26 protein-coding genes are annotated in these 25,703 nt (G+C 32.5%); 12 read left to right on the forward strand and 14 right to left on the reverse strand.

What is annotated here, in order from left to right; genetic code table 11:
* The first annotated feature begins 77 nt into the window (after positions 1 to 77).
* The 9 genes from BN863_RS02980 (at position 78) to BN863_RS03020 (ending at position 10,124) form a co-directional block, all read left to right on the forward strand.
* Positions 78 to 1,070: a DNA-directed RNA polymerase subunit alpha gene (locus BN863_RS02980; protein ID WP_038527348.1), complete on the forward strand. Its 993-nt coding sequence runs from the start codon at positions 78 to 80 to the stop codon at positions 1,068 to 1,070.
* Between the two features lie 58 nt (positions 1,071 to 1,128).
* The gene (gene rplQ / locus BN863_RS02985; protein ID WP_038527351.1) at positions 1,129 to 1,602 is read left to right on the forward strand and encodes a 50S ribosomal protein L17; all 474 of its coding nucleotides are present in this window, start codon (positions 1,129 to 1,131) and stop codon (positions 1,600 to 1,602) included.
* 224 nt (positions 1,603 to 1,826) lie between these two features.
* Positions 1,827 to 2,930, forward strand: coding sequence for a glutamine-hydrolyzing carbamoyl-phosphate synthase small subunit (carA, locus tag BN863_RS02990; RefSeq protein WP_038527354.1), 1,104 nt, complete (start codon positions 1,827 to 1,829; stop codon positions 2,928 to 2,930).
* Positions 2,931 to 3,097: 167 nt separating this feature from the next.
* On the forward strand, positions 3,098 to 4,387 hold the full coding sequence (gene eno, locus BN863_RS02995; protein ID WP_038527356.1) for a phosphopyruvate hydratase: 1,290 nt from the start codon (positions 3,098 to 3,100) through the stop codon (positions 4,385 to 4,387).
* A 168-nt stretch (positions 4,388 to 4,555) separates the two neighbouring features.
* The gene (locus BN863_RS03000; RefSeq protein ID WP_038527359.1) at positions 4,556 to 5,842 is read left to right on the forward strand and encodes a citrate synthase; all 1,287 of its coding nucleotides are present in this window, start codon (positions 4,556 to 4,558) and stop codon (positions 5,840 to 5,842) included.
* 96 nt (positions 5,843 to 5,938) lie between these two features.
* Positions 5,939 to 6,853 carry a dimethylarginine dimethylaminohydrolase family protein gene (locus BN863_RS03005; protein WP_038527362.1) on the forward strand — a complete coding sequence of 305 codons (915 nt, stop codon included), beginning with the start codon at positions 5,939 to 5,941 and terminating at the stop codon, positions 6,851 to 6,853.
* 77 nt (positions 6,854 to 6,930) lie between these two features.
* Positions 6,931 to 7,524 (forward strand): SprT-like domain-containing protein, encoded by a 594-nt coding sequence (locus BN863_RS03010; RefSeq protein WP_038527365.1) that lies wholly within the window; start codon positions 6,931 to 6,933, stop codon positions 7,522 to 7,524.
* Positions 7,525 to 7,535: 11 nt separating this feature from the next.
* Positions 7,536 to 8,615, forward strand: coding sequence for a mannose-1-phosphate guanylyltransferase (locus tag BN863_RS03015; protein WP_038527367.1), 1,080 nt, complete (start codon positions 7,536 to 7,538; stop codon positions 8,613 to 8,615).
* A 3-nt stretch (positions 8,616 to 8,618) separates the two neighbouring features.
* Positions 8,619 to 10,124, forward strand: coding sequence for a DUF389 domain-containing protein (locus tag BN863_RS03020; protein WP_038527369.1), 1,506 nt, complete (start codon positions 8,619 to 8,621; stop codon positions 10,122 to 10,124).
* Here the strand turns inward: BN863_RS03020 and BN863_RS03025 are convergent.
* Positions 10,121 to 10,888 (reverse strand): ABC transporter ATP-binding protein, encoded by a 768-nt coding sequence (locus BN863_RS03025; RefSeq protein ID WP_038527372.1) that lies wholly within the window; start codon positions 10,886 to 10,888, stop codon positions 10,121 to 10,123. The two genes, BN863_RS03020 and BN863_RS03025, sit on opposite strands and share 4 nt — an antisense overlap.
* Positions 10,888 to 11,625 (reverse strand): MlaE family ABC transporter permease, encoded by a 738-nt coding sequence (locus BN863_RS03030; protein ID WP_038527375.1) that lies wholly within the window; start codon positions 11,623 to 11,625, stop codon positions 10,888 to 10,890. The genes BN863_RS03025 and BN863_RS03030 overlap by 1 nt, the downstream gene beginning before the upstream one ends.
* A gap of 115 nt (positions 11,626 to 11,740) precedes the next feature.
* Between BN863_RS03030 and pafA the strand changes: the two genes are divergently transcribed.
* Entirely contained in the window at positions 11,741 to 13,396 is a 1,656-nt protein-coding gene (gene pafA / locus BN863_RS03035; protein WP_038527378.1) for an alkaline phosphatase PafA, read from the forward strand.
* A 57-nt stretch (positions 13,397 to 13,453) separates the two neighbouring features.
* On the opposite strand, the gene BN863_RS03040 is transcribed toward pafA, so the two are convergent.
* The 6 genes from BN863_RS03040 to rsfS form a co-directional block, all read right to left on the reverse strand.
* The gene (locus BN863_RS03040) at positions 13,454 to 13,720 is read right to left on the reverse strand and encodes an acyl-CoA-binding protein (protein WP_038527381.1); all 267 of its coding nucleotides are present in this window, start codon (positions 13,718 to 13,720) and stop codon (positions 13,454 to 13,456) included.
* On the reverse strand, positions 13,720 to 14,370 hold the full coding sequence (locus tag BN863_RS03045; RefSeq protein ID WP_038527384.1) for a phosphatidylserine decarboxylase family protein: 651 nt from the start codon (positions 14,368 to 14,370) through the stop codon (positions 13,720 to 13,722). The genes BN863_RS03040 and BN863_RS03045 overlap by 1 nt, the downstream gene beginning before the upstream one ends.
* Complete coding sequence (locus tag BN863_RS03050; RefSeq protein WP_038527386.1) at positions 14,360 to 15,181, reverse strand: phosphatidate cytidylyltransferase; 822 nt, start codon at positions 15,179 to 15,181, stop codon at positions 14,360 to 14,362. Before BN863_RS03050 ends, BN863_RS03045 begins: the two co-directional genes overlap by 11 nt.
* Before the next feature lies 1 nt (position 15,182).
* Positions 15,183 to 15,794: an LUD domain-containing protein gene (locus tag BN863_RS03055; RefSeq protein ID WP_038527389.1), complete on the reverse strand. Its 612-nt coding sequence runs from the start codon at positions 15,792 to 15,794 to the stop codon at positions 15,183 to 15,185.
* Between the two features lie 117 nt (positions 15,795 to 15,911).
* Positions 15,912 to 17,849 carry an ATP-dependent zinc metalloprotease FtsH gene (gene ftsH, locus BN863_RS03060; RefSeq protein WP_038527392.1) on the reverse strand — a complete coding sequence of 646 codons (1,938 nt, stop codon included), beginning with the start codon at positions 17,847 to 17,849 and terminating at the stop codon, positions 15,912 to 15,914.
* 6 nt (positions 17,850 to 17,855) lie between these two features.
* Entirely contained in the window at positions 17,856 to 18,227 is a 372-nt protein-coding gene (gene rsfS / locus BN863_RS03065) for a ribosome silencing factor (protein ID WP_038527395.1), read from the reverse strand.
* A 94-nt stretch (positions 18,228 to 18,321) separates the two neighbouring features.
* On the opposite strand from rsfS, the gene BN863_RS03070 reads away from it, so the two are divergent.
* Complete coding sequence (locus tag BN863_RS03070; protein WP_038527398.1) at positions 18,322 to 19,053, forward strand: biotin--[acetyl-CoA-carboxylase] ligase; 732 nt, start codon at positions 18,322 to 18,324, stop codon at positions 19,051 to 19,053.
* Here BN863_RS03070 and BN863_RS03075 read toward each other — a convergent pair.
* Together BN863_RS03075 and pyrE are read right to left on the reverse strand one after the other, a co-directional pair.
* Entirely contained in the window at positions 19,050 to 19,445 is a 396-nt protein-coding gene (locus BN863_RS03075) for an SRPBCC family protein (protein WP_038527401.1), read from the reverse strand. The two genes, BN863_RS03070 and BN863_RS03075, sit on opposite strands and share 4 nt — an antisense overlap.
* 23 nt (positions 19,446 to 19,468) lie before the next feature.
* Positions 19,469 to 20,113 carry an orotate phosphoribosyltransferase gene (pyrE, locus tag BN863_RS03080; protein ID WP_038527403.1) on the reverse strand — a complete coding sequence of 215 codons (645 nt, stop codon included), beginning with the start codon at positions 20,111 to 20,113 and terminating at the stop codon, positions 19,469 to 19,471.
* Between the two features lie 124 nt (positions 20,114 to 20,237).
* Between pyrE and BN863_RS03085 the strand changes: the two genes are divergently transcribed.
* Positions 20,238 to 20,819 (forward strand): NUDIX hydrolase, encoded by a 582-nt coding sequence (locus BN863_RS03085; protein ID WP_038527406.1) that lies wholly within the window; start codon positions 20,238 to 20,240, stop codon positions 20,817 to 20,819.
* Positions 20,820 to 20,947: 128 nt separating this feature from the next.
* Here BN863_RS03085 and BN863_RS03090 read toward each other — a convergent pair whose 3' ends face one another.
* The 4 genes from BN863_RS03090 to BN863_RS03105 form a co-directional block, all read right to left on the reverse strand.
* Positions 20,948 to 21,634, reverse strand: coding sequence for an N-formylglutamate amidohydrolase (locus BN863_RS03090; protein ID WP_038527409.1), 687 nt, complete (start codon positions 21,632 to 21,634; stop codon positions 20,948 to 20,950).
* Positions 21,631 to 22,857: a glutamate-cysteine ligase family protein gene (locus tag BN863_RS03095; protein ID WP_038527411.1), complete on the reverse strand. Its 1,227-nt coding sequence runs from the start codon at positions 22,855 to 22,857 to the stop codon at positions 21,631 to 21,633. Before BN863_RS03095 ends, BN863_RS03090 begins: the two co-directional genes overlap by 4 nt.
* Position 22,858: 1 nt before the next feature.
* Positions 22,859 to 24,304 (reverse strand): RimK family protein, encoded by a 1,446-nt coding sequence (locus BN863_RS03100; protein ID WP_038527414.1) that lies wholly within the window; start codon positions 24,302 to 24,304, stop codon positions 22,859 to 22,861.
* A gap of 98 nt (positions 24,305 to 24,402) precedes the next feature.
* Complete coding sequence (locus BN863_RS03105; RefSeq protein ID WP_038527416.1) at positions 24,403 to 25,671, reverse strand: chloride channel protein; 1,269 nt, start codon at positions 25,669 to 25,671, stop codon at positions 24,403 to 24,405.
* Between the last annotated feature and the right edge of the window lie 32 nt (positions 25,672 to 25,703).

Below are 25,703 nucleotides of genomic sequence, written 5' to 3' on the forward strand. Positions count from 1 at the left end.
GTTTAGCCAAAGGGTTTGTTCGAATTTCTTCAAACTTATAAACCGCGCAACTAAATAACAATTAAAACGAAGAACATATGGCAGTATTTAATTTTCAGAAGCCCGATAAAGTAATCATGATCGATTCTACCGATTTTCACGGTAAATTCGAATTCAGACCTTTAGAACCAGGTTATGGATTAACAGTTGGAAATGCTTTAAGAAGAGTTTTACTTTCTTCTTTAGAAGGATTTGCAATTACATCGGTTAGAATAGAGGGAGTGGATCATGAATTCTCAACTATACCTGGTGTTGTAGAAGATGTAACCGAAATTATTTTAAATTTAAAACAAGTTCGTTTTAAAAGACAAATAGAAGATGTAGATAACGAATCTGTTTCTATTTCAATTTCTGGTCAAGATCAAATTACAGCAGGTGATTTCCAAAAATATATTTCAGGATTCCAAGTTTTAAATTCAGATTTAGTTATCTGTAATTTAGATCCAAAAGTGACTGTAAATATGGAAATCTCTATTGAAAAAGGTAGAGGTTATGTTCCAGCAGAAGAAAATAAAAAAGCTACAGCTCCAATAGGTACAATCTTTACAGATTCTATCTATACACCAATAAAAAATGTTAAATATAGCATTGAGAACTACCGTGTAGAGCAAAAGACAGATTACGAAAAATTAGTTTTCGAAATCGAATCTGATGGTTCTATTACACCTCAAGATGCTTTAACAGAAGCAGCAAAAACATTAATTCACCACTTCATGTTATTCTCTGATGAGCGTATCACTTTAGAAGCTGATGAGATTGCACAAACTGAAACTTATGATGAAGAATCTCTTCATATGAGACAGTTGCTTAAAACTAAATTAGTTGACATGGATCTTTCTGTTCGTGCTCTTAATTGTTTAAAAGCTGCAGAAGTTGATACTTTAGGAGACTTAGTATCATTTAATAAAAATGATTTAATGAAGTTCCGTAACTTTGGTAAAAAATCTTTAACAGAGCTTGAAGAGCTTGTAAATGTAAAAGGTTTAAACTTCGGAATGGATTTATCAAAATACAAATTAGATAAAGATTAATTAATCATATTTTGCTCCTCGATGTCGAGTTTGGTAGCAAGATGATAACACAAATGTCATGAGACACGGAAAAAAAGTAAATCACTTAGGTAGACAAACAGCTCATAGAAAAGCTATGCTTGCTAATATGGCTTGTTCTTTAATTGAACACAAACGTATTAACACTACTGTTGCTAAAGCAAAAGCTTTAAAACAATTTTTTGAGCCTTTAGTTACTAAGTCTAAAGCAGATACTACACACAACAGACGTATAGTATTTAGTAAATTAAGACAAAAAGAAGCTGTAACTGAATTGTTCAGAGAAGTAGCTACTAAAGTAGGAGATAGACCAGGAGGATACACACGTATCATTAAACTTGGTAATCGTTTAGGAGATAACGCTGATATGGCAATGATAGAATTAGTTGATTACAACGAAATCTACAATGCTGCAAAAGTTGAAAAGAAAACTACACGTAGAAGTAGAAGAGGTGGTTCTAAACCAGCTGCTGCACCTGCTGTAGATACTAAAACTTCTAACGAAGAAGAATAAATGTTATATAGCATTATAAATAAAAAGAGGCTACCTTATTTAAGGTGGCCTTTTTTTTTATATTTGCACGAAATTATTTAAATAGTAATCAATAATTTATAAAGTAGATTACATTATTGAAGTATGATTAGTTTGTAAGATAGTCTTTAAGACCTGCACTTTTATAAACCTATAATTATACCACCTATAATAGGACTACACCAATTTTGTAACGTGTTTAGAAAATGAAATATCAAAAAAGAAATCAAGCAGTTGTTTTATTAGCCGATGGAACTATTTTTCATGGTAAAGTTGTTGGTAATAGAGAAGGTACTGCATTTGGAGAAGTTTGTTTTAATACAGGTATGACTGGGTATCAGGAAATTTTTACTGATCCTTCTTACTTTGGCCAACTAATGGTTGCTACAAACGCACATATTGGTAATTATGGAACAGAAAAATCTGAGATTGAATCTGAAGGCATAAAAATTTCAGGATTAATTTGTAAAAATTTTAGTTATAATTATTCTCGAGATTTAGCAAATTCTAGCTTAGAAGATTTTTTAAATGAAAACAATTTATTAGCTGTTTCAGATATAGATACTAGAGCACTTGTTAGCTACATTAGAGATAATGGCGCTATGAATGCTGTTATATCTACTGATGTCGATAATATTGAAGGACTAAAAAAGCAGCTTAAAGAAATTCCAGAAATGAATGGTCTTGAGTTAGCTTCTAAAGTGTCTACAAAAGAACCTTATTTTGTAGGTGATGAATTTTCAGATATTAAAATCGCAGCATTAGATTTAGGTATAAAGAAAAACATTCTACGTAACCTAGCTAAACGTGGTGCTTATATAAAAGTATTTCCTTATAACTCGACTTTCGAAGATTTACATGCATGGAATCCAGATGGTTATTTTCTTTCTAACGGACCTGGAGATCCAGAGCCATTAACGTCTGCTCAAGAAGTCGCTAAGGAAATTATTAAAAGAGATTTACCAGTGTTTGGTATTTGTTTAGGACACCAAGTTATTGCATTAGCAAATGGTGTTTCTACATATAAAATGCATAATGGCCATCGAGGTATTAATCATCCTGTAAAAAATCTAATTACTGGTAAAGGTGAAATTACATCTCAAAATCATGGGTTTGCTGTGAAAAGAGAAGAGGTAGAAGCGCATCCAGATTTAGAGGTTACACATGTACATTTAAATGATGATACAGTTGCTGGACTAAGGATGAAAAACAAGAATTGCTTCTCTGTTCAATATCACCCAGAAGCAAGTCCTGGACCGAATGATGCTGAATATTTATTCGATCAATTTATAGAAAATATTAAAAAATAGATACTAGAAACCTCAGAAAAAGCTTGCTTTATTTGAGGTTTTTTTGTTACGAAAACAATGTAGTAAGATTATAAGATAAATATAACAATATTTGTTAAAATGTAGACTTACAATTTTGTAATTTAGTGTTTTATAACAACAAAATTAACCTTTTAAATACTAATACGATGAGTAGAATTATCAAGATTCATGCAAGACAAATTTTAGATTCCCGTGGAAATCCAACAGTTGAAGTAGATGTAGAAACAGAAATTGGAGCATTTGGAAGAGCGGCAGTTCCTTCAGGAGCATCTACAGGTGAGCATGAAGCAGTGGAATTGAGAGATGGTGGAGATGCTTATATGGGTAAAGGAGTATCTAAAGCTGTAGATAATGTAAATAGTATTATAGCTGAAGAATTATTAGGAATGTCTGTATACGATCAAAATCAAATTGATCAAATCATGATAGATTTAGATGGTACACCTAACAAATCTAAATTAGGTGCTAACGCTATTTTAGGTGTGTCTTTAGCAGTAGCTAAAGCCGCAGCTTTCGAATTAGGAGTGCCTTTATATCGTTACGTAGGTGGAGTTTCTGCTAATACGTTACCAGTACCAATGATGAATATTATTAATGGAGGATCACACAGTGATGCCCCAATCGCTTTCCAAGAGTTTATGATTATGCCAGTTAAGGCTAAAAACTTTACTCATGCCATGCAAATGGGTACTGAAATTTTCCATAACCTTAAAAAAGTATTACACGACAGAGGTTTAAGTACTGCCGTAGGTGACGAAGGAGGTTTTGCTCCAACTTTAGAAGGTGGAACAGAAGATGCTTTAGATTCAATTAAATTAGCAGTTGAAAAAGCCGGTTATTCTTTTGGAGATGAAATTATGGTTGCTTTAGACTGTGCTGCTGCAGAATTTTTTGTAGATGGTAAATATGACTATACTAAATTTGAAGGTTCAACTGGAAAAATTAGAACGAGTGCTGAACAAGCAGAATACTTAGCAGAATTATCAGCTAAATATCCAATTATCTCTATTGAAGACGGAATGGATGAAAATGACTGGGAAGGATGGAAATTACTTACTGAAAAAATAGGAGACAGAGTTCAATTAGTTGGAGATGATTTATTTGTAACTAACGTAGAACGTTTATCTCGTGGTATTGATGAAGGTATTGCAAATTCAATCTTAATTAAAGTAAATCAAATTGGTTCTTTAACAGAAACTATTGCAGCCGTTAACATGGCTAAAAATGCTGGTTATACTTCTGTAATGTCTCACCGTTCTGGAGAAACCGAAGATAATACAATTGCAGATTTAGCTGTAGCTTTAAACTGTGGTCAAATTAAAACAGGTTCGGCATCAAGAAGTGACCGTATGGCTAAATACAATCAGTTATTACGTATCGAAGAAGAATTAGGAGAAGTTGCTTATTACCCACAAGGGAAAGCATTTAAATTCTAATACTTTTTTTAATATCTTATAAAAACGATTATTTCTTGAAATAATCGTTTTTTTTTATTTATATATTAACAAAATTATTAAGTATTGATATAAGATTTTTATAAATAATTAGTAATAGATTTTGTATTTTAGCGCGAATCAAGAAAAACAAAACACAAGTATAGTAATATGTCAAAACAAGCCACAATTGAAATCGATGGGGAAAAGTATGAATTTCCTTTGGTAACAGGAACCGAAAATGAAGTCGCAATCGATATAACTACTTTAAGAACTGCTACAAAAGGAGTGATTACATTAGATTCAGGTTTTAAAAACACTGGGTCATGTGAAAGTGCCATTACCTTTTTAGATGGTGAAAAAGGAATTTTAAGATATCGTGGTTATTCAATAGAAGAACTTGCTCAAAAAGTAGACTTCCTTGAAGTTGCTTATCTATTAATTTTTGGGGAATTACCTACAAAAGCACAAAACGATAAGTTTCATGACGATATTAAAGCTCAGTCTGCAGTAGACGAAGATATAAAGAAAATTTTAGAAGCGTTCCCTAAGTCTGCGCACCCAATGGGAATCATTTCATCATTAACAAGTGCTTTAACAGCGTTTAACCCTTCTTCTGTGAATGTAGAATCTGAAGAAGATATGTATAAATCTGTTGTTAAGATTTTAGGTAAAATGCCAGTCTTAGTTGCTTGGACAATGCGTAAAAAACAAGGTTTACCTCTTGATTATGGTGATGACGAATTAGGATATGTTGAGAACATTCTTAAAATGATGTTTTCAAAACCAAGTACTAAATATGTTCAAAATCAAGTATTGGTAGATGCTTTAGATAAATTGTTAATTTTACACGCAGATCACGAACAAAATTGTTCTACATCTACTGTACGTATAGTAGGTTCCGCTCACGCAGGTTTATTCGCATCTATATCTGCAGGTATTTCAGCATTATGGGGACCTCTTCATGGTGGTGCTAACCAAGCAGTATTAGAAATGCTTCAAGCTATAGAAGCTGATGGTGGAGACACTAAAAAGTATATGGCGAAAGCAAAAGATAAAAATGATCCATTTAGATTAATGGGCTTCGGACACCGAGTTTATAAAAATTTCGATCCAAGAGCTAAAATCATTAAAAAAGCGGCAGATGAAGTATTAGAAGCTTTAGGTGTTGAAGATCCAATTTTAGCAATTGCTAAAGGTTTAGAAAAAGAAGCTTTAGAAGATCCATACTTTGTTGAAAGAAAATTATATCCAAACGTAGATTTTTACTCAGGTATTATTTACAGAGCTATGAATATCCCAACAGAGATGTTTACAGTTATGTTTGCAATTGGGCGTTTACCAGGCTGGATTGCACAATGGAGAGAAATGCGTTTACGTAAAGAACCAATAGGTCGTCCACGTCAATTATATATTGGAGAAACACAAAGACCTTTTGTTGAAGTTGAGAATCGTTAGGACTTAACGATTTATTAATCAAATGTCATTTTGAATAATTCTAGAACATATTATATGTTTTATAAATGTTCAAAATGACATTTTTATTTTAGAACTATGTTGTCATTACATGTAACAAATGAAACGTCTCGCATTCGTGCGGTAGTATTAGGAACAGCAATTAGTAATGGACCAGTTCCTGCTATAGAAGATGCTTACGATCCAAAATCAATAGAACATATAAAAGCTGGTACTTACCCAAAAGAAGAAGACATGCTTAAAGAAATTGAAGCTGTTGCTAAGGTTTTTAAGAAGTATGATGTTACCGTTTTTCGTCCAAAAATTATAGAAAATTGTAATCAGATTTTTGCAAGAGATATTGCGTTTGTAATAGATAACAAATTTATAAAGGCTAATATTCTTCCTGATCGCGAACGAGAGTTAGAGGCGTTACAAGAAGTAATGAGTCAGATTAATCCAAACGATATTATTACACCACCAGAAGCTGTTCATATTGAAGGTGGAGACGTTATGCTTTGGAATGATTATATATTTATAGGAACTTATAAAGGGACTGACTATTCAAATCATATTACAGCCAGAACAAATATGGAAGGCGTTAATTTTATAAAATCTTTATTTCCAGATAAAACTGTAAAAGAATTTGATTTAGCTAAATCAAAAACAGAAGCAAGAGATAATGCATTACACCTAGATTGTTGTTTTCAACCGGTTGGTAAAGACAAAGGTATTATTTATAAAGACGGTTTTAGAGATGTAAACGATTATTTATATTTAGTTGATTTATTTGGAGAAGACAACCTTTTTCATATTACAAGAGACGAAATGTATAATATGTATAGTAATGTCTTTTCAATAGCTGAAAATGTAGTGATTTCTGAAGAAAATTTTAAAAGATTAAACACCTGGTTGCGATCAAACAATATCACTGTAGAAGAAGTACCATATGCAGAAATTTCTAAACAAGAAGGTTTATTACGTTGTTCTACGATGCCTTTAATTAGAGATTAATTAATTTATGTATCGGATAAAGCTTAAAGGTATTTTAATATTGCAATTAAGTTAGTTTCCTTTACATTTGCATTATAATGCAAAATATACTTCAACATTATATACCAGAAAAAGCGATTCCCAAAGTCTTGGAATTATTAAATAATGACAAGTTAGAGTTTATCGTTAAAAAGGAACGTAAAACGAGGCATGGCGATTATAGAAAATTACCTAATGGCAGACATTTAATTACTGTTAATGCAAACTTAAACCCATATCGTTTTTTAATAACTTTAATTCATGAAATTGCTCATTTTGAAGCTTTCAAGGTGTATGGTGTAACAATAAAACCACATGGTAAAGAGTGGAAATATACGTTTCAGCATTTAATGTTACCCTTTATAAATCCAGATATATTTCCTTATGAATTGTTACCATTATTGGCTAAACACTTTATAAATCCAAAGGCAACTAGCGATACAGACCATGTTTTAGCTTTGGCTTTAAAACAATTTGATGAAAAGTCGGATAAAACATATATTTTTGAAGCGCCAAAAGGCAGTATATTTAAAATTTACAACGGTAGAAAATTTAAAAAAGGAAATAAGCGTGTAAAGCGCTTTGAATGCATAGAAATTAACACGGGTAAAACATACTTGTTTAGTCCAAATGCAGAAATAGAAGTTATTTAATAAGAAAAGGAATGAATAAAAATAATTATGCCATAATTATGGCTGGAGGAGTAGGTTCAAGATTTTGGCCTGTTAGTATGAATAGTTTTCCAAAGCAATTCCACGATATGTTAGGAACAGGAGAAACGTTAATTCAAAAAACATTTCAGCGTTTATCTAGATTCATTCCTAAAGAGAATATCTATATTCTTACGAATGAAGATTATAATGATTTAGTTTTAGAACAACTTCCAGAAGTTTCTCAGAAACAAGTGGTTCTTGAGCCAGCAATGAAAAACACTGGACCTTGTATATTATATGCAGCATTAAAAATTCAAAAAGAAAATCCGGATGCTTTAATGTTAGTTGCTCCAAGTGATCACTGGATCGAAGACGAGGAGGCTTTTTCTAAGAATGTATTAACTGCATTTGATTTTTGTGCAAAACATGATGCTTTAATGACATTAGGCATAGAACCATCTTTCCCTAATACAGGTTATGGTTATATTGAATACGATACAGAAACTGAAAATGTAGTAAAACCAGTAAAACAATTTCGTGAAAAACCAGATTATGAAACGGCAAAATCGTTTATTAAACAAGGAAACTTTGTTTGGAATGCAGGTATTTTTATGTGGAGTGTAGCTAGTGTTTTAAAAGCATTTAAATCTAATCAGCCAGAATTATTCCAATTATTTGAAAACGGAATATCTGCGTATAATACAGACTTAGAGAGTTCATTTATAGAAGAAAATTATGTGAAAGCAGAAAATATATCTGTAGATTATGCCATAATGGAAAGCTCTAAAAATGTTTATGTTTTGTCAGCAGAATTCGATTGGAACGATTTAGGAACATGGGGTAGCTTATACGATAAACTAGATAAAGATGCAGATAACAATGCCGTTGTTAATGCTAGAACTTTAGTTGAAGATGCTAGTGGGAATATGATAAGAACTAAAGGTGATAAAATTGTTGTAGTCGAAGGGTTAAATGATTATATTATAATCGATAAAGATGATGTTCTTTTAATTTACCCAAAAGAAAAAGAACAAGATATAAAACAATTACGTAATAAAGTAAAAGACGTTTTTGGAGACAAGTACTGTTAATATATGAGCGAGAATAAGTTTAATTTTTCTGAAGAAGAAGTAGATAAGAAGAAGGCACAAGCACAAGACGCAGCTGTAGAAGAATCTAAAGAGGCTATTAAAAAGGATGCCAAAGGGTTATTTGAAAATCTTAGAAACTTTATTTCAGAGATTTTAGATTTCAGACAAGACACCGATCAGCAAGCCACTATAGATGCTATTAAAGGAGATATTCCTTTTAAAGGCGCCACAGCTTGGATTTTGGTTTGTTCTATTTTTGTCGCTTCTATTGGACTGAATGCTAACTCTACAGCGGTTGTAATTGGTGCCATGTTAATTTCTCCTTTAATGGGACCTATTTTAGGAATAGGATTATCCGTAGCAATTAATGATATCGATACGCTTAAAAAATCATTAATTAACTTCGGTGTAATGATTTTTCTGAGTGTTTTAACGGCATTCTTATTTTATAAATTTTTTCCTCTTCAAGAAGAATCTTTAGAACTTTTAGCAAGAACAAAACCAGATATTAGAGATGTGCTTATAGCCTTTTTTGGTGGGGCGGCTTTAATTATTGCTAGAACAAAAAAAGGAACTATTGCATCTGTTATTTTTGGTGTGGCAATTGCTACGGCGTTAATGCCTCCGCTATGTACGGTGGGTTACGGTTTAGCAGTGTCTTTCAACGATTTTTCTAAGGGAATTGGTTATGCATCAGGAGCTTTTTACCTGTTCATGATTAATACTATTTTTATTGCTTTAGCGACATTTATAGCGCTTAAGATTTTAGGATTCCCTATGATAAAATACGTGAATTCTAAGAAAAGAAAACGTATTTCTCAAATTGCTTCACTTTTGGCTGTTGTGGCTATGATTCCTGCAATTTGGACATTTATAGATGTTCTAAAAGAGAGTAACTTTAAACGTGAAGCTCAATTATATCTTGATCGTGAATTGGAAGGTTTACCACAATCTGAGTTTGTTAAAAAGAATGTAGTTTATAAGTACTCTAATAAAGAGGATGGATCTATAATACAGTTTAATACTTATGGATTAGGGTATATTCCAGAAGAAACCATAGATCTTTTAAAAGCACGTTTAAATGATTATCCAGCATTAAAAAACTCACATTTTGTATTCAATCAGAATAGAAACGATGTAGATAATTTTAAATATATGGAGCAGTTGCGAACTAGAGACTCACTAGATTTACTGTCGCAAACGCAAAAGATTGCTTATTTAGAGAAAAAAGTAGGGCAGTTACAATATTTAGAAGAAAAGGCTATTCCTTTTGAGGATGTTATGAAAGAGGTACATATTAATTATGAAGACCTTGATATGTTTAGTTACTCAACTGTTATATCTTCTAATTTTAAAGAAATAGATACACTTCCTGTATTTTCGGTTCGTTGGAAAAAAGATAAAACGTTAAAAGAAGCTGCTATAGAAAAGGAGCAAGAGAAGTTAGAGCGTTGGTTGAAATATAAGTTGAAACTGGATACATTATCTGTTATCCGAATAAAAAACTAAAGGTTTTCTTCAATATACATTTTTCTTACTTTCTTAAATAATTCTGAAGAGTATACAAAATCTGTTACCGTTTCATTATCTGTTTTAAAGATGGTTTCATTAGAGCCTTCCCAAGCTTTTAAACCATCTTTCAAGAACACAATCTTTTCTCCTATTTCCATTACAGAGTTCATATCATGCGTATTTATAACTGTAGTAATGTTGTATTCGTCTGTAATTTCTTGAATAAGATTATCTATTACGATTGCCGTTTTTGGGTCTAACCCAGAATTAGGTTCGTCACAAAATAAATACTTCGGTTTATTTACAATTGCACGTGCTATCGCTACACGTTTCTGCATACCTCCAGAGGCTTCAGACGGGAGTTTATTATGTGCATTGTCAAGATTAACACGTTTTAAAACAAAGTTAACACGGTCGTCCATTTCACTTTTACTTTGTTTGGTAAACATTTGCAACGGAAACCTTACATTTTCAGCAATAGTCATAGAGTCAAACAAAGCACTTCCTTGAAATACCATTCCTATTTCTGCACGTATATCTCGTTTTTGTTCATGAGATAATTTCGAAAAAATACGACCTTCGTAAGCTATGCTCCCTTGTTCGTACTCAAATAATCCTAAAAGACACTTCAAGAAAACCGTTTTTCCTGAGCCACTTTGTCCAATTATAAGATTTGTTTTTCCTTTTTCAAATGTCGTACTAATCCCTTTTAAAATGTGGGAATCTCCAAACGATTTATGTAAGTCTTTAACTTCTATCATTAGCTTAATAGGATTTGAGTTAGTATGAAATTTAAAGTAATTATAGCAACACTTGTCCAAACAAAAGAGACCGTGCTTGCTTTACCAACATCTAAAGCGCCACCTTTCATGTAATACCCATGATACGATGGAATGGTGGCTAATAGAAATGCAAAACCAATAGTTTTAATAAAGGCATACACAATATGATACGGTGTAAAGTCGTCTTGTAATCCTGTAATATAATCGTTTACCGTAGCAAAATCACCAAAAGCACAAGCGGCTAATCCTCCTAATATTCCTAAAAACATAGATATAGAGATTACAAAAGGATACAGCATTAATGAAATTAGTTTTGGGAAAACTAAATAATTTAAAGCATTTATTCCCATAACTTCTAAGGCATCAATTTGTTCTGTAACACGCATGGTTCCTATACTAGAAGTAATAAAAGACCCTACTTTACCTGCCATAATAATTGAAATAAAAGTAGGTGCAAATTCTAGAATAACCGACTGTCTGGTAGCAAAACCAATTAATGATTTCGGTACTAATGGATTATCCATGTTTAATGCTGTTTGTATAGTAACTACACTTCCAACAAAAAATGAAATAAACGCAACGATTCCTAAAGACCCAATAATTAAATCATCGATATCTTTTAGAATGAGTTTTTTCATCACCGACCATTTGGTTGGTTTTTTGAAAATCTCAATGATCATTAAGACGTAAGCGCCAATACTGTTTAAGTAACTCATAGAATAATTTGTAAATGCTAATGTAAAAAAATACTATTACTTATTTAATGATTATTTAAATTAAGAACGGTTTTAAAAACCTTATTTTTGCGTTTCTAGAAATAAAAAATCTTTTATGAAAAATTCAATTTTACTTTTTGTAGCCTGCATGCTTTATGTAAGCGGTTTTGCGCAAAAAGACCAAGGAAATGGAACCTCAGAAATTTACGTAAAGCCAAAGTTAGTGGTTGGTATTGTAGTAGACCAAATGCGCTACGATTATTTAACGCGATTTTATAATAAATATGGTGAAGGTGGTTTTAAACGCATGATAAACGAAGGCTTTAATTGTAAAAATAACCATTTCAATTATATACCTACTAAAACAGCTCCAGGGCATGCTTCTGTATTTACCGGAACGTCGCCAATGAATCATGGTGTTATTGGAAATAATTGGTATGACAAAGAAACGAAGGAAAGTGTATATTGCGCAGGAGATGCAGCTGTAGTGCCTCTAGGTACAAAGGATAAAGCAGGACTAATGTCCCCACGCCGTATGTTAACAACAACTTTTGCAGATGAAAACAGATTGTTTACTCAAATGGAAGGAAAAACAATTGGTATATCTGTAAAAGATAGAGGTGCAATTTTACCTGCTGGTCATACCGCCAATGCTGCATATTGGTTTCACGGAAAAGATGAAGGTGTATTTATATCAAGCACTTATTATCAAGAGGATTTACCAAAATGGGTACAAAAGTTTAATAGTTCAAATACTGCTAAATCTTATTTAAAAGATTGGAATACACTTTATAATATAAAGACGTATACCGAAAGTGGCATAGATGAAAACGAATTTGAGCGTGGATTTACAGGAAAAGAAACAGCAAGTTTTCCTTACGATTTAAAGAAATTAAGTAAAGAAAATGGCAATTTCGATATCATTAAAGGCACACCTTATGGAAACAGTATCATAGCCGATTTTGCTATAGCAGCAATAAAAGGTGAAGATTTAGGTAAAGATGATGTTACCGATGTGTTAACTGTTAGTTTTTCGTCTACAGATTATGTAGGACATAATTTTGGAGTAAATTCTAAAGAGGTAGAGGATACGTATTTAAGATTAGATAAAGATTTAGAACGTATGTTTAAAATCTTAGATAGCTATGTTGGTAAAGGTGAATATACCGTGTTTTTAACTGCTGATCATGGAGCTGTCGATGTCCCTGCATATTTACATTCTCATGATGTGCCATCTGGATATTTTGGTGATGATGAATTCACGGCGGAATTAGATCGTTTTATGACAACAAAATACGGTGCCTCAGATTTAATTGAAAACGTAAGTAACAATCAAATATTTCTAGACCGTAATAAGGTTAATGGACTTAACTTAAACTTAGCAGACGTTCAGCAAGAGATTGCTAATCACTTAATAACTTTAGAGAATATAAATGTGGCATATTCAGCTTCGGTTATTGCTAATAACGATTTTACTACAGGTGTAGCTGCTTTATTAAAAAACGGATACAATCAGAGGCGATCTGGAGATATACTTTTTGAATTTAGCCCAGCTGTAATTTCATATCCAACACAAGGGTCTACACATGGTTCTGGATTAAATCACGACACACATGTACCTTTATTGTTTTTTGGAAAAGGAATTAAGCACGGAAGCACATTGCAGAAAACAGAAATAATCGATATTGCTCCAACAGTATCTGGATTATTAGGAATTAGCTTTCCAAATGGTTCAACTGGAAAACCATTAGAATTTGTTTTAGAAAACTAAGAATTGTAAAATAAAATAAGGTTGTAATATATTTATATTGAAGGTAGCTCTTAGGAGCTACTTTCTGTATAAACAATAATTGTCTACAAGATCTATATAAATGCGCTTTGCTTCATCTCGAGAGATATCTTTAACTTGAAACAGTGCATTTGTTTTAAAGGCATTAATTATAGGCTTTGCAGAACTTGGCCTATTGTAATCGTTAGTGGCTTTCTTATAGTATGCATACAGTCGTAAAAGGAAATCTGCGGGAAATGGTCCAGAAAGATTATTAATACGCTCTACTGCGTCTTTAAAGGCAATATCTAATTCTTCAGAAGTCATTACAATTCGGCTATAATACTTTCTCCACCTTTAACTTTATCGTTTAGGCTAACATTAATTTTAGTTCCTAAAGGTAAAAATAAATCAACTCTAGACCCAAATTTTATAAAACCAGAATCACTCGCCTGAACTGCATCATCTCCAACTTTAGCATAATTAACAATACGCTTAGCTAAAGCACCAGCAATTTGACGGTGTAATACTTTAATTTGTTTGTTATTTTCAACAACAACTGTAGTACGCTCATTTTCTTCGCTAGCTTTTGGATGCCAAGCGACTAGAAATTTACCAGGATGATATTTACTGAATACAACTTTTCCTCCAATAGGGTAACGTGTAACATGTACGTTAATAGGAGACATGAAAACACTTACTTGTAAACGTTTGTCGTTAAAATATTCTTTTTCAAAAACCTCTTCAATTACAACGACTTTACCATCTACAGGAGATAATACTTGGTCTTCGTTAAGAATTCCGTTACGTTTTGGATTTCTAAAGAATTGTAAAATTAGAATCAGAAATGTTAAAAGAGTAAAAAATAGAAGGTATCGTAACCATAATATTGATACGAAATTATCTACGATTAGAAACGAAACAATCACAGATACAAACGTGATTAATATAATTTTAAAACCTTCCTTATGAAACATAATGTATAACTCTTAAAAACAAATAAATGAATGGTGCGGCAAATATAATGCTATCTAATCGATCTAATAATCCACCGTGTCCAGGCATAATTACACCGCTATCTTTCACATTTACTTGACGTTTAAATTTAGACTCTACTAAATCACCTAAAGTTCCAAAAACACTCACAATAATAGACAAAATAAGCCAATGCGAGAAGTTTAAGGTGTTTGTAAAGGTAGCAATAAAATAACTAGCTACACAAGCAAAAAAGAGTCCGCCTATAAAACCTTCGACCGTTTTCTTAGGTGAAATTTTTTCAAATAATTTTTGCTTTCCAAAGTTCTTTCCTACTAAAAAAGCAAAGGTGTCGTTTACCCAAACTAGAATAAATGAACCTAATAGTATACTTGGTTGATATTCGTTATTAAAACGAGCAATTAGTAAAAAAAAGATAAATGAACTTGATAGATAAAAGCTCGTTAAAAGAAATCGTTTAAACTTAAACAGAGGAATACCTTTTCTAGAAAATAAATCTTTAATTAAAAATAAGTTTACAAAAATAGATAAAACCAATAGTATTTGTGTGCCTTCATTAAAACCTTGAAGTTTAGGAGAAAGCATATGCCAGTAACCAAAACCAAAATACATTACTATAAAAATAGCATAAGGGTAGAAGGCTTTAAATTCTATTAGTTTTTTAAATTCTGCAATAGAGATTATCCCGAAAATAAAAAATAAAACGGCTAAGGCGTGTTCATTGTAAAGAGATACAATTAATAAAGCGACGTATATTAAACCAAATATAGCTCTAGTAAAAATTTCTTTCATATTAGAGGTCTTCTAAAAGAAGTAGGTATAGGTTTTTTGAATTACTACCGTATGTCATAAAGTTTTTTTCTTCGACAGATTTAAAGTGTTTTATTGTAGTAATATTTGTCGGTATTCTTTGAGAGTTGTTAGATTTTATGCCGCGTAATCCTTCACCAATACTGCCAACAATTTGGCTTGTGGTAGCGAAAACAATAAAATTATCTGGTAAGTCTACAAGTTTCTTTTCAGCGATTTGTTTTGAGGTAATTAAAAGAGAACCATCGTCTGCAATTAAGTTTTCACAACTAGTTAAAAAATAAGTAGCATCCGTATCATTAGGATTAGCCATTTTTAAACTAGAAGAGGCAAAGCGCCTTTTTAAATCATTATCAATAATAAGAATCTTCTTGTCTTCCCAACTATTTTCTTCGATGATATAATCTAGTGTTTGGAAAATTTCATCTAAATTTTCACAATACAAGAACTTACCACCGTTATCTTTAAAGTTTATAGTAAACTTTTCGTCAATGGGTAGTTTAACTTCAGGCATATATTTGCCCCTGTCTTCAGATTGTATTTCTTCTTCTGATTTATTTGATTTTGAACCAAAAAGCTTTCTAAATAGACTCATTAAGACTCTCGCTATTAATCTGTATTATGTAGGATTTGTTCAAAGATAAAAAATCTTAAATTAACCTAACGGTTAATTTAAGATTTTTGCAGTTATTAAACTTAATAATTTAATAACTTATTTATCTAATAAAGGCTTCAATTCAGGATCGAATGGACGCTTTCCAAATATCTTTTCAAGATTGTCTTTAAAGATAACTTCTTTTTCTAATAGCACATCGGCTAATTCGGTAAGTTTATCTTTATTGTCTTCTAAGAGTTTTATTGCTCTTTCGTACTGAGTCTCAATAATATCAGATATTTCTTTATCGATAAGTTCTGCAGTTCTTTCACTATAAGGTTTTGTGAAACCATATTCGTTTTGTCCTGAAGAATCGTAATATGTTAAGTTACCTACTTTGTCGCTTAAACCATAAACAGTTACCATAGCTCTTGCTTGTTTTGTAACTTTTTCTAAATCACTTAAAGCTCCTGTAGAGATTTTATTAAAAATAACTTTCTCTGCAGCACGTCCTCCTAATGCAGCACACATTTCGTCTAGCATTTGTTCTGGTCTAACAATTAAGCGTTCTTCTGGTAAATACCAAGCAGCACCTAAAGAGCGTCCACGTGGTACAATCGTTACTTTTACAAGTGGTGCAGCATGTTCTAACATCCAACTCACAGTAGCATGACCAGCTTCGTGATAAGCAATCGCTTTCTTTTCGCTAGGCGTAATGATTTTGTTTTTCTTTTCTAAACCACCAACGATACGGTCTACGGCATCTAAGAAATCTTGCTTGTCTACAGCTTTCTTACCTTGTCTTGCAGCAATTAAAGCCGCTTCGTTACATACATTGGCAATGTCTGCACCAGAAAATCCTGGAGTTTGTTTTGCTAAGAAATCGGTGTCTAGACTTTCAGACTTTTTGATTGGCTTTAAATGCACTTCAAAAATTTCTTCACGCTCTCTAATGTCTGGAAGATCAACAAAAATTTGTCTATCAAAACGACCAGCACGCATTAAGGCACTATCTAAAACATCGGCTCTGTTGGTTGCTGCTAATACAATTACATTTGTATTGGTTCCAAAACCATCCATTTCTGTTAATAATTGGTTTAATGTGTTTTCTCTTTCATCATTAGAACCAGACATGTTGTTTTTTCCTCTTGCACGACCAATGGCATCAATTTCATCAATAAAAATAATTGCAGGAGATTTCTCTTTCGCTTGCTTGAATAAATCTCTTACACGAGACGCACCAACACCAACAAACATTTCAACGAAATCTGAACCAGATAACGAGAAGAAAGGCACTTTTGCTTCACCAGCAACAGCTTTTGCTAATAAGGTTTTTCCTGTTCCAGGAGGTCCTACTAGTAAAGCTCCTTTAGGAATTTTACCTCCTAGAGATGTATATTTTTCAGGGTTTTTAAGGAAGTCTACAATTTCTTGAATTTCTTCTTTAGCACCTTCTAAACCAGCAACATCTTTAAATGATGTTTTAACATCTGTATTTTGGTCGAATAATTTTGCTTTAGACTTACCAATGTTAAATATTTGACCACCAGCGCCACCGCCGCCGCCGCCAGACATTCTACGCATTATAAAAATCCAAACTCCAATTAAAAGAATAAAAGGAAGAATCCCCATAAGGAAATCACCCATTAGGTTCTGTTCGGTTTTATAATTTACAGTAGTTTTTAAATCTAAATCTGTAATTGTTGAATTTATTTGATTTTCGAAGTTCTGTAAGTCTCCAAATTCAAAACTATAATTAGGTAGTTTTGAAGCTGTAGGCAGTAATGTAGAAGGTTTAGAGCCTTTATGCGTTTCCTTCTGTAAAGCTTCTTCTGTTAAGAAGACTTCTGCTTTTCTTTTATTTACAATTTCAACAGTTTCAATATCGCCATTTCTAAGATATGTCATAAACTCAGAAGGCGTTGTAGCACTAGCATCTTGTAAGCTATTACTACTAAAAAGTTGGATAGCAATAAAAATTGCTATTATTGCTCCATAAATCCAATACGGATTTAATTTAGGTTTCTTATTTGGAGTTTTCTTGTCGTTTGCCATTAAATTTTAATAGTTTGTTTCAATTAAAGTTGTTTTTGCATCGCCCCAAAGGCTCTCAATGTCATAGTATTCGCGTATATGTTTCTGAAAAACGTGAACGACAACATGAACATAGTCCATTAATACCCATTCGGCATTATCTTGTCCTTCAATATGCCAAGGCTTGTCTTTAAGTTCTTTACTTACTTTTTTCTGAACAGCGTTTACAATGGCATTCACTTGAGTGTTTGAAGTTCCCTCACATACTATAAAGTAGTCGCAAACCGTATTTTCAATTTCACGTAAGTCTAAAATACTTATTTCTTTTCCTTTAACATCTTCAATTCCACTTATTATAGTAGAAATTAGCAGGTCTGCATTTATGTTTTCTTTCGCCATTAATTTTATTTAATTTGTACAAAGTTATTATTTTTTAGATCTTTATACTTTAAAAATTGCAGAACTTTTCATCCTGCTTATATAAATATTATAAATGCGTATAATCAAACTTGATGCCATCGATTCCACAAATACTTTTTTAAAGCAATTAAGTAGCTGCGAATTGTTGGAAGATTATACTGTAGTTGTTGCTAAACAACAAACTATGGGGCGCGGACAAATGGGAACAGTGTGGGAGTCTGAACCTGCTAAAAACCTTATGTTTAGTGTGTTTAAGGAAGTTGCCTTTGTGCCCGTAGAGATGCAATTTTATATTAGTATGGCTACTGCTATTTCAATTTATAAAGCATTTAAAAAATTAATGCTCCCTCGGGTACAAATTAAATGGCCCAACGACATATTGTCAGATAACAAAAAGATATGTGGCGTACTTATAGAAAATATAGTAACACAGCATGGTTTACGAGAAAGTATTTTAGGAATTGGAGTGAATGTTAATCAATCAGATTTTAAAGGTTTGCCAAAAGCGTCTTCTATTGTGAATAAAATAGGAAGGATTTATAATTTAGATGAAGTGCTTCATCATATCATGGTCGAATTAAAAGAGTGCTTTGGTTGGTTAGAACGTGGAGAATACGATAGACTGAGAACCGAATATGAAAGTGCTTTGTTTAAAAAAAATAAACCTTCAACATTTTTAGATGCTGAAGGTTGTATGTTTGGTGGTTTCATTCTTGGTGTAACAGACTATGGTAATTTAAAAGTACTGTTAGAAGATGAAATTATTAAAGAATTCGATTTAAAAGAAATCACTCTGCTGTATTAAACAGATGCTGGCATTTTTGTTACCAAAGTTTCTATAAACTTAGAAATTGGTCCTTTTATCATCATAGCCATCATAGGATTAAAGTCGCCTTCAAATTGAAGTTTAACATTACTTTTTCCGTCTACGGTTTCATTAATATGTCCTACTAAAGAAAAATCTATTTTACCTCCAGCGGCTCCAAGAACTATTTTGTTTGGAGGAATAACTTCCTTTTTTTTCAAAATAATTTCAGGCATTCCTTTTAAAGCAAATAGAAATTTGTCGTCGCTTAAAATCTCAAATTTGCTAATGTTATCAGGCATTAGTTTTTCAAAATTTTTAATATCAGAAAGAAAATCAAATACGTCTTGAGATGATTTATCGATGGTTACTTCTGGAGATTCTAAATTCATTGTTTGTATGTTTTTTTAGATAATTAAATAGCGTTCCATTCACTCGGATTGGCATTCCAATCGGTTAATGTTTGAACCTCAGATTGCGAAACATAATTTGTTTCTACAGCTTGCTCTATTAAATTCTCGTAATTACTTAAAGTATGCAGGGTGACCTTTTCTTTTTCGAAATTTTCGTTAGCAACATTAAAACCATAAGAAAAAATAGCAATCATACCTTTTACATTTAGGCCGGCTTCTCTTAACGCTTTAACCGCATTTAAACTACTTTTTCCAGTGCTAATTAAATCTTCAACGACCACTACATTCTGACCTTTTTGAGCAAAACCTTCAATCTGGTTTTGTCTACCGTGGCTTTTGGCTTCTGGTCTAACGTAAATAAATGGCAGACCCAAATATTCGGCAACTAGCATTCCAATACCAATAGCACCTGTAGCAACACCAGCTATAACATCTGGTTTGCCATATTGCTTTTCAATATCTTTAGCCATGGTTTCACGTATGTAATTTCTTATAGGTGGAAATGACAATATAATCCTATTATCGCAATAAATAGGAGACTTCCATCCTGAGGCCCAAGTAAAAGGGGCGCTAGGGCTAAGTTTAATTGCATTTACTTGCAACAAAACTTCAGCAGTTTTTCGAGCAGTATGTTTGTTAAAAATCATAGATACAAAATTACACATTAATTAAAATAATAGTTCTTGTGTATTAAAATTATTTTTTTAAAGTTAATAGGTTTGCTGTAAAAAATGATACTTTTACCACAATTAATATAGGATATTTTTTACTATGTATAAGATTTTTGTCAATGAAAAGCCAATCGTTTTAACCACAGAGGTTGAGAAAGAAACACATTTTAAGAACTATTTATTAGATACGGTTCATATTGGTAAAGTCATAAAAGAATTAAATAATACGTCTTTAAAAGAGGTTCGTTTAATTCATAAAAACGAGGATAAACTATTAAAAAAGTTTTTAAAAAAATTACCAAATGTTGTTGCTGGAGGCGGAAAAGTCTATAATAAAGATGGTAATATTCTATTTATATATAGAAACGACAAATGGGATTTACCAAAAGGTAAAGCCGAGTCTGGAGAAACTATAGAAGAAACTTCTTTGCGCGAAGTAGAGGAAGAAACTGGTGTAACTGGATTAAAAATAACCAAACCTTTACATACGACCTATCATATATTTAAACGAAATGGTAAGTTTAAAATTAAGGTGACTCATTGGTTTGAAATGTCTACCGATTTTAAAGGAAATCTTTGGCCACAACTTAACGAAGGGATTACAAAAGTAGAATGGCTAAACGAAGTTGAAGCGATACAAGCTTTAGAGAATTCTTATGCTAACATTCGTCCGCTTATTTAATATGTCAGGATGACTATTGGTTATTTTTAGTTTAACAGATAATAAACATTTAAAGTAAATGATGTGAGGTTCTGAAGATGTTTCAATACCTCACACCATGATGGTTAGTATTTGTGCTAGCAAATTAATTAATTCGTTAAACAGGCTTTTAACGCGTCATAAATTTGATGTTTTAATACTGGAGGCATTGCATTCTTTGATGCAAATTTCTGATTGATTTCTATTTCAATACCTAAATAATTATCAGGAAAATGTTTACGCAGATATGTTGTAAATCCATCTGCTGTTCCTAAATAGGGATAGTTATATCTCACTTTTAATTTCGGGTTTAGTCTTAAAAGTTCAGTACTAAATTGTTTGCAAATTGCTTTCTCTTCAGATTTAGCGCTGTCGTATAACAAGCCAATATCTGTTTGGCGTTCAATTCCATTTAATATTGGGGTGAAGCTGTGCACAGAAAGATGTAATACTGTTTCACCTTTATCGATTTGTTTCTTAATATAACCTTCAACAGCATTTCTATAAATGAGATAATAACCAGATATAAGGCGTTGTTTTGTTTCGTTAGACGCTGTTTTAGTGTATTCTGAAAACAAATCTTTATGATGCAATGAGCGGTTTAGTTCAATAAGTAAACGACTTGTTTCGCTGAAATTTGAAAAACTGGCAAGTGGTTTCAAGTATTTAAAAACATCTAAAGCACCAATATCAAAACCACGATGCGTTTGCAACGTGGTTTTTTCATTTATAAAATAAGATTCAAATCGATTAGGAATATAAGCACCGCCATGCTCGCAAGTTAATAGCAGTTTCATTTTAAAAACAAGTTGTTATTTTGAAGACATTCTGCTAAATCTGCATAGACTTTTATAATGTGTTCTTCAGTGAAATCATCGGTTAAAACCTTTTCAATTCTGGTTGCTAAAGTACCTTCGTTTAAAATGGTTTCGATAGTGTTATGATGTGATTTGTGAATTTGAGGCTTCGCTAAATCATATATATGTTTCCAAACATTTTGTATGGTCGTTTCATCTTCAATATCAAACAAATTCAGATAATCTAAATTTGAAATGATGGTATTTTCTCCATTCTTGATGGCGTCATCTAAGATTACAAATAAATCTTCTTTTACCCAGCGTTTTTGAGCAGTTAGAAGTGCTAGTTTTTTATTGACTAACAGTTTCAATGTTTCAATAATTAACGCACAAATAGCTATATCTGCTTTTGGACATTCTTGAATGTCGACCAAACGGATTTCAATGGCATTTCTATCGAAACGTGCAATGGCACCACGAGAGTTTAAAAAGTGGTGATCTAAAATGTTATGTGTATCAAAAGGTTTTATAGCCTTTTTTATCGGTTCGAAAATCGTAGCAAAATAATCGAGTTTGGTAAACACTCGTTCCGGAATAACAAGACCTGCCATTTCAGGAATCTCCTTCTGGTTTGTTTTGTAATATTCCAAACGGGTATCTTTAAACCCGGTTAATTTGCCTTCTAAAACAGGAGAGCTCGCGCTTAACCCAGGAATTAAAGGCAATACAATACGTATGGCAGCGTGTAATTTTTCAAACTCTTTATCATCAAAAAACGGCAAGTTTATGTGTACACTTTGCACATTACTCCATCCGTGATTTTTACAATTAAAAATACGGTTGTATAATTCGTAAACTTCACTATAACTGTGTTTCCAAAGTTCTGTGTCTGTTTTCGGATTCATAAAAGGATGTGCCGCCGTTGGTAATAATTTGGTTTGTAACGGTTTTAAAATGGCATTAATTTCCTTAATATTTTCATGAAATAGCGAAGCTAAACCATTTAAATCTTTTGTAGGTCCGTTGGTTTTAAGCTCTACCACATGCGCAACCAATTCGTTGCTCCATGCAATTTTTCCATTCACAATATCCGAAGTTAATTTGCCTTTCTTTTTAGTTAAAAGCGTATCAACAATCGGAGCAATTTTTAAATCGGATTGATGTACTAGCATATATTCTAGTTCAATTCCGTAAACATCAAAAAGATGATATTTTTTATTCATTTTAATCTAAACGTTTTTTTAATGCTGAAAGAATTTCGGTGTAAACCAAATCGCCATAATACGCGTCTTCTACACCAAAATCGATATTTGGGTTGTCGTTAATTTCTATAACCATAGGTTGGTTATTTACCACTTTTATGTCTATGCCATATAAGCCTTTACCCATAAGTTTAGCCGATTTTATTGCCATTCTTAATACGTTTTTAGGCACTTGTTCAATAGGTAAGCAATCGGCATCGCCATCTTGGTCGTCTTTCTTTTTGGCATTCCAGTTATAAATCTGCCAATGGCCTTTTGCCATATAATACTTACAGGCATAAAAAGGCTTGTCGTCTAAAATTCCAATACGCCAATCGTAATCGGACGGACAGAATTCTTGTGCAATAATAAGGTCGGATTCCTTTAGCATTTCAGAAACTAACGTCTTATACTCGGCTTCGGTTTTAGCTTTTTTTACCCCAAAGGAGAATGTCGAGTCCGGTGCTTTTAATACACACGGTAATCCTACACTTTCTAACACTTGGTTTTTGTTGTCTTTATGTACAATGATGGTTTTTGGCGTGTCTATATTTGCGTTCTGTAGCGCTTCGGCCATATACACTTTATTGCAACATTTTAAGATAGCATCTGGATAATCTATAATAGCGATTCCTTCTTTTTGAGCTTTTCGAGCAAAGGCATAGGCTTCGTTATTCACTTCGGTACTTTGACGAATAAATAAAGCATCAAAAGACGATAGGCGCGACAAATCTTTAGGCTCGATGATTTCGGCATAAATATTCATTTTTTCAGCTAAATCGATAAACTTTTTTAAGGCCTTAGCATTACTCGGTGGCGCTGGGTCTTTCGGGTTTACTAAAATAGCCAAATCGAAATCACTTTTGTTTAACTTAGGAATATCGTAACGTTTTTTCGAAAAATACTGATTCGCAAACTCCTGAACACTATCTAAGTGCTCCACAGGAATTTCAGATTCCGAAATCGCTTTAATACTCTGAATGTTCCACTTGGTAGTATGATTAAATTTAACCCGTAAAAATGGTACCTGAAAATGTTTGTAAAACAACAAGCTTAACTCTTTATATTTCTGAGCCACATTCTGTCCGAAATAAATACTCAAGGTAAATTCTTGTGACTTTATGTTTTTTAAACTTTGTTGTATGGTATCGTCAAATTCGTCTGAAACAATACGTACCAGTTTTAAAGCTTTTAAATCGACAATATTTTTAACAGTCGGGATTGGTAAATGTCCACGTGCCTCTGCTAAAAGCGAAACATAATAGCCTTTAGATTGGTAAGAGTAATCTTTACATAAGTTAAAAATCCTAGCTTTTTTTAGTAGCGAAAATTCTGGGTTAGTAAGGTACTCTTGTGAAGATATTACTTTAATATTCTCAATCGAAAAATTCCATTTTTCAGGTTGATTGACAACAATATACTTGTTCATCGAAAGCGCTGCATAGCGATATAAATTTGAATCAAATGTATATTATTTTTAATTATGATTTACACTACGAGACTTTTTTTTATAATTATTTTAATGTCTTAATCCTGATGCTTTTGTGCGCTTATAAATGGAATTTTTGGTGCTAGAAAATATCCGGTTAAACTCGCAAATAAAATAGGAATTAAATGTCCAAATCCAGTAAGGGTTGTTAGTAAAATTGTGGTACTCATTGGAGTTCGTGTTACACATGCATTTATCGCAGCCATACAGCTTACAATAGTTAAGGTTAAACTTACCGATGGTATAAAATGATGAATAATTAAACCTAAAGTGGTGCCTACAAAAAATAAGGGAATAATAAAACCTCCACGCCATCCCGATGTGACAGTTATGGCAATTGCAATAATTTTAAAAATTAAGATAACGAATAGTAATTTTAAAGGAAATTGCTCGGTTATAAGCTCGTTTATCTCGTGATGACCAAAATAGCGAGTAATTGGAATGTAATAGGCAATTACACCCAAAAGTAATCCGCCAATTAATGTTTTTATGTAAATAGGAATTGGTCGTTTTTCGAACACTATTTTAAAGAATTTTACACAATAAATAAAAGCCCAACCAATAGCTGTTGCTATAATTGCAAATAATACGGCATAACCAAAATCGAAAATCCCAGAATACTCGTAAGCGGACAAATTCCAAGTGGGACCGAGGCCAAGATGAACAATTAAAGCGAACACGATATAACTAAAACTACTAGCAACAAGTGCGGGAATAATTGCACGGTAATACTCTACAGCATGTTTGTAATGTAAAATTTCTAGTGCAAATAAACTACCACCAAGAGGTGCTCCAAATAATGCTGTAAACCCAGATGCCATTCCTGCAATACTCAAGGAACGTAGGGCTTCTCCTTTTAGTCGAAATATTTTTCCAAGCCAAGTACCTATAGAACCGGTTACTTGCACCAATGGTGCTTCCGGACCTAAGCTTCCGCCAGAGGCAATACAAAAAAATGACGATAAAATCATCGAGGGATTATTCTTTGGATTTAATTTTCCTTTATTAAAACGAATGTTGTTTACAATAAGTTGAATTTCTCCTGGGTCTCCAATAAAATGAATAACTAATCCTGCTAAAAGACCACCAATGGCCATAACAGGAATAACTTGCCAACCTTCAAAAAAGGCAACCTGATGCGTCAAGAACTCTAAAACAATCCAATAAATTCCTGCGGTAATACCACCAATTAGCCCTAAGAAGGCCCAAAGTAAAAATGACCAACTAAACACAAAGGGATTGAATTTTATAGGCTGGTCTAGTATATTCAGATATTTAATTATCTTTTTCTTTCTATGTATTTTCACGTAACAAAAGGTTTTAAAATGGAGTTTTTTGT

Source organism: Formosa agariphila KMM 3901 (assembly GCF_000723205.1).
Taxonomy (GTDB): Bacteria; Bacteroidota; Bacteroidia; order Flavobacteriales; family Flavobacteriaceae; genus Formosa; species Formosa agariphila.

Bases quoted from the DNA above. Each gene is read 5' to 3' on its own strand.
- BN863_RS03015 (WP_038527367.1), top strand. From the start codon at position 7,536: ATGAATAAAAATAATTATGCCATAATTATGGCTGGAGGAGTAGGTTCA.
- BN863_RS03045 (WP_038527384.1), bottom strand. From the start codon at position 14,370: ATGTTTCATAAGGAAGGTTTTAAAATTATATTAATCACGTTTGTATCT.
- rsfS (WP_038527395.1), bottom strand. From the start codon at position 18,227: ATGGCGAAAGAAAACATAAATGCAGACCTGCTAATTTCTACTATAATA.
- BN863_RS03070 (WP_038527398.1), top strand. From the start codon at position 18,322: ATGCGTATAATCAAACTTGATGCCATCGATTCCACAAATACTTTTTTA.
- rplQ (WP_038527351.1), top strand. From the start codon at position 1,129: ATGAGACACGGAAAAAAAGTAAATCACTTAGGTAGACAAACAGCTCAT.
- eno (WP_038527356.1), top strand. From the start codon at position 3,098: ATGAGTAGAATTATCAAGATTCATGCAAGACAAATTTTAGATTCCCGT.
- BN863_RS03100 (WP_038527414.1), bottom strand. From the start codon at position 24,304: ATGAACAAGTATATTGTTGTCAATCAACCTGAAAAATGGAATTTTTCG.
- BN863_RS03010 (WP_038527365.1), top strand. From the start codon at position 6,931: ATGCAAAATATACTTCAACATTATATACCAGAAAAAGCGATTCCCAAA.
- BN863_RS03095 (WP_038527411.1), bottom strand. From the start codon at position 22,857: ATGAATAAAAAATATCATCTTTTTGATGTTTACGGAATTGAACTAGAA.
- pafA (WP_038527378.1), top strand. From the start codon at position 11,741: ATGAAAAATTCAATTTTACTTTTTGTAGCCTGCATGCTTTATGTAAGC.
- BN863_RS03040 (WP_038527381.1), bottom strand. From the start codon at position 13,720: ATGACTTCTGAAGAATTAGATATTGCCTTTAAAGACGCAGTAGAGCGT.
- BN863_RS03085 (WP_038527406.1), top strand. From the start codon at position 20,238: ATGTATAAGATTTTTGTCAATGAAAAGCCAATCGTTTTAACCACAGAG.
- carA (WP_038527354.1), top strand. From the start codon at position 1,827: ATGAAATATCAAAAAAGAAATCAAGCAGTTGTTTTATTAGCCGATGGA.
- BN863_RS03000 (WP_038527359.1), top strand. From the start codon at position 4,556: ATGTCAAAACAAGCCACAATTGAAATCGATGGGGAAAAGTATGAATTT.
- BN863_RS02980 (WP_038527348.1), top strand. From the start codon at position 78: ATGGCAGTATTTAATTTTCAGAAGCCCGATAAAGTAATCATGATCGAT.
- BN863_RS03005 (WP_038527362.1), top strand. From the start codon at position 5,939: ATGTTGTCATTACATGTAACAAATGAAACGTCTCGCATTCGTGCGGTA.
- BN863_RS03025 (WP_038527372.1), bottom strand. From the start codon at position 10,888: ATGATAGAAGTTAAAGACTTACATAAATCGTTTGGAGATTCCCACATT.
- BN863_RS03050 (WP_038527386.1), bottom strand. From the start codon at position 15,181: ATGAAAGAAATTTTTACTAGAGCTATATTTGGTTTAATATACGTCGCT.
- ftsH (WP_038527392.1), bottom strand. From the start codon at position 17,849: ATGGCAAACGACAAGAAAACTCCAAATAAGAAACCTAAATTAAATCCG.
- BN863_RS03020 (WP_038527369.1), top strand. From the start codon at position 8,619: ATGAGCGAGAATAAGTTTAATTTTTCTGAAGAAGAAGTAGATAAGAAG.
- BN863_RS03030 (WP_038527375.1), bottom strand. From the start codon at position 11,625: ATGAGTTACTTAAACAGTATTGGCGCTTACGTCTTAATGATCATTGAG.
- BN863_RS03090 (WP_038527409.1), bottom strand. From the start codon at position 21,634: ATGAAACTGCTATTAACTTGCGAGCATGGCGGTGCTTATATTCCTAAT.
- BN863_RS03055 (WP_038527389.1), bottom strand. From the start codon at position 15,794: ATGAGTCTATTTAGAAAGCTTTTTGGTTCAAAATCAAATAAATCAGAA.
- pyrE (WP_038527403.1), bottom strand. From the start codon at position 20,113: ATGATTTTTAACAAACATACTGCTCGAAAAACTGCTGAAGTTTTGTTG.
- BN863_RS03075 (WP_038527401.1), bottom strand. From the start codon at position 19,445: ATGAATTTAGAATCTCCAGAAGTAACCATCGATAAATCATCTCAAGAC.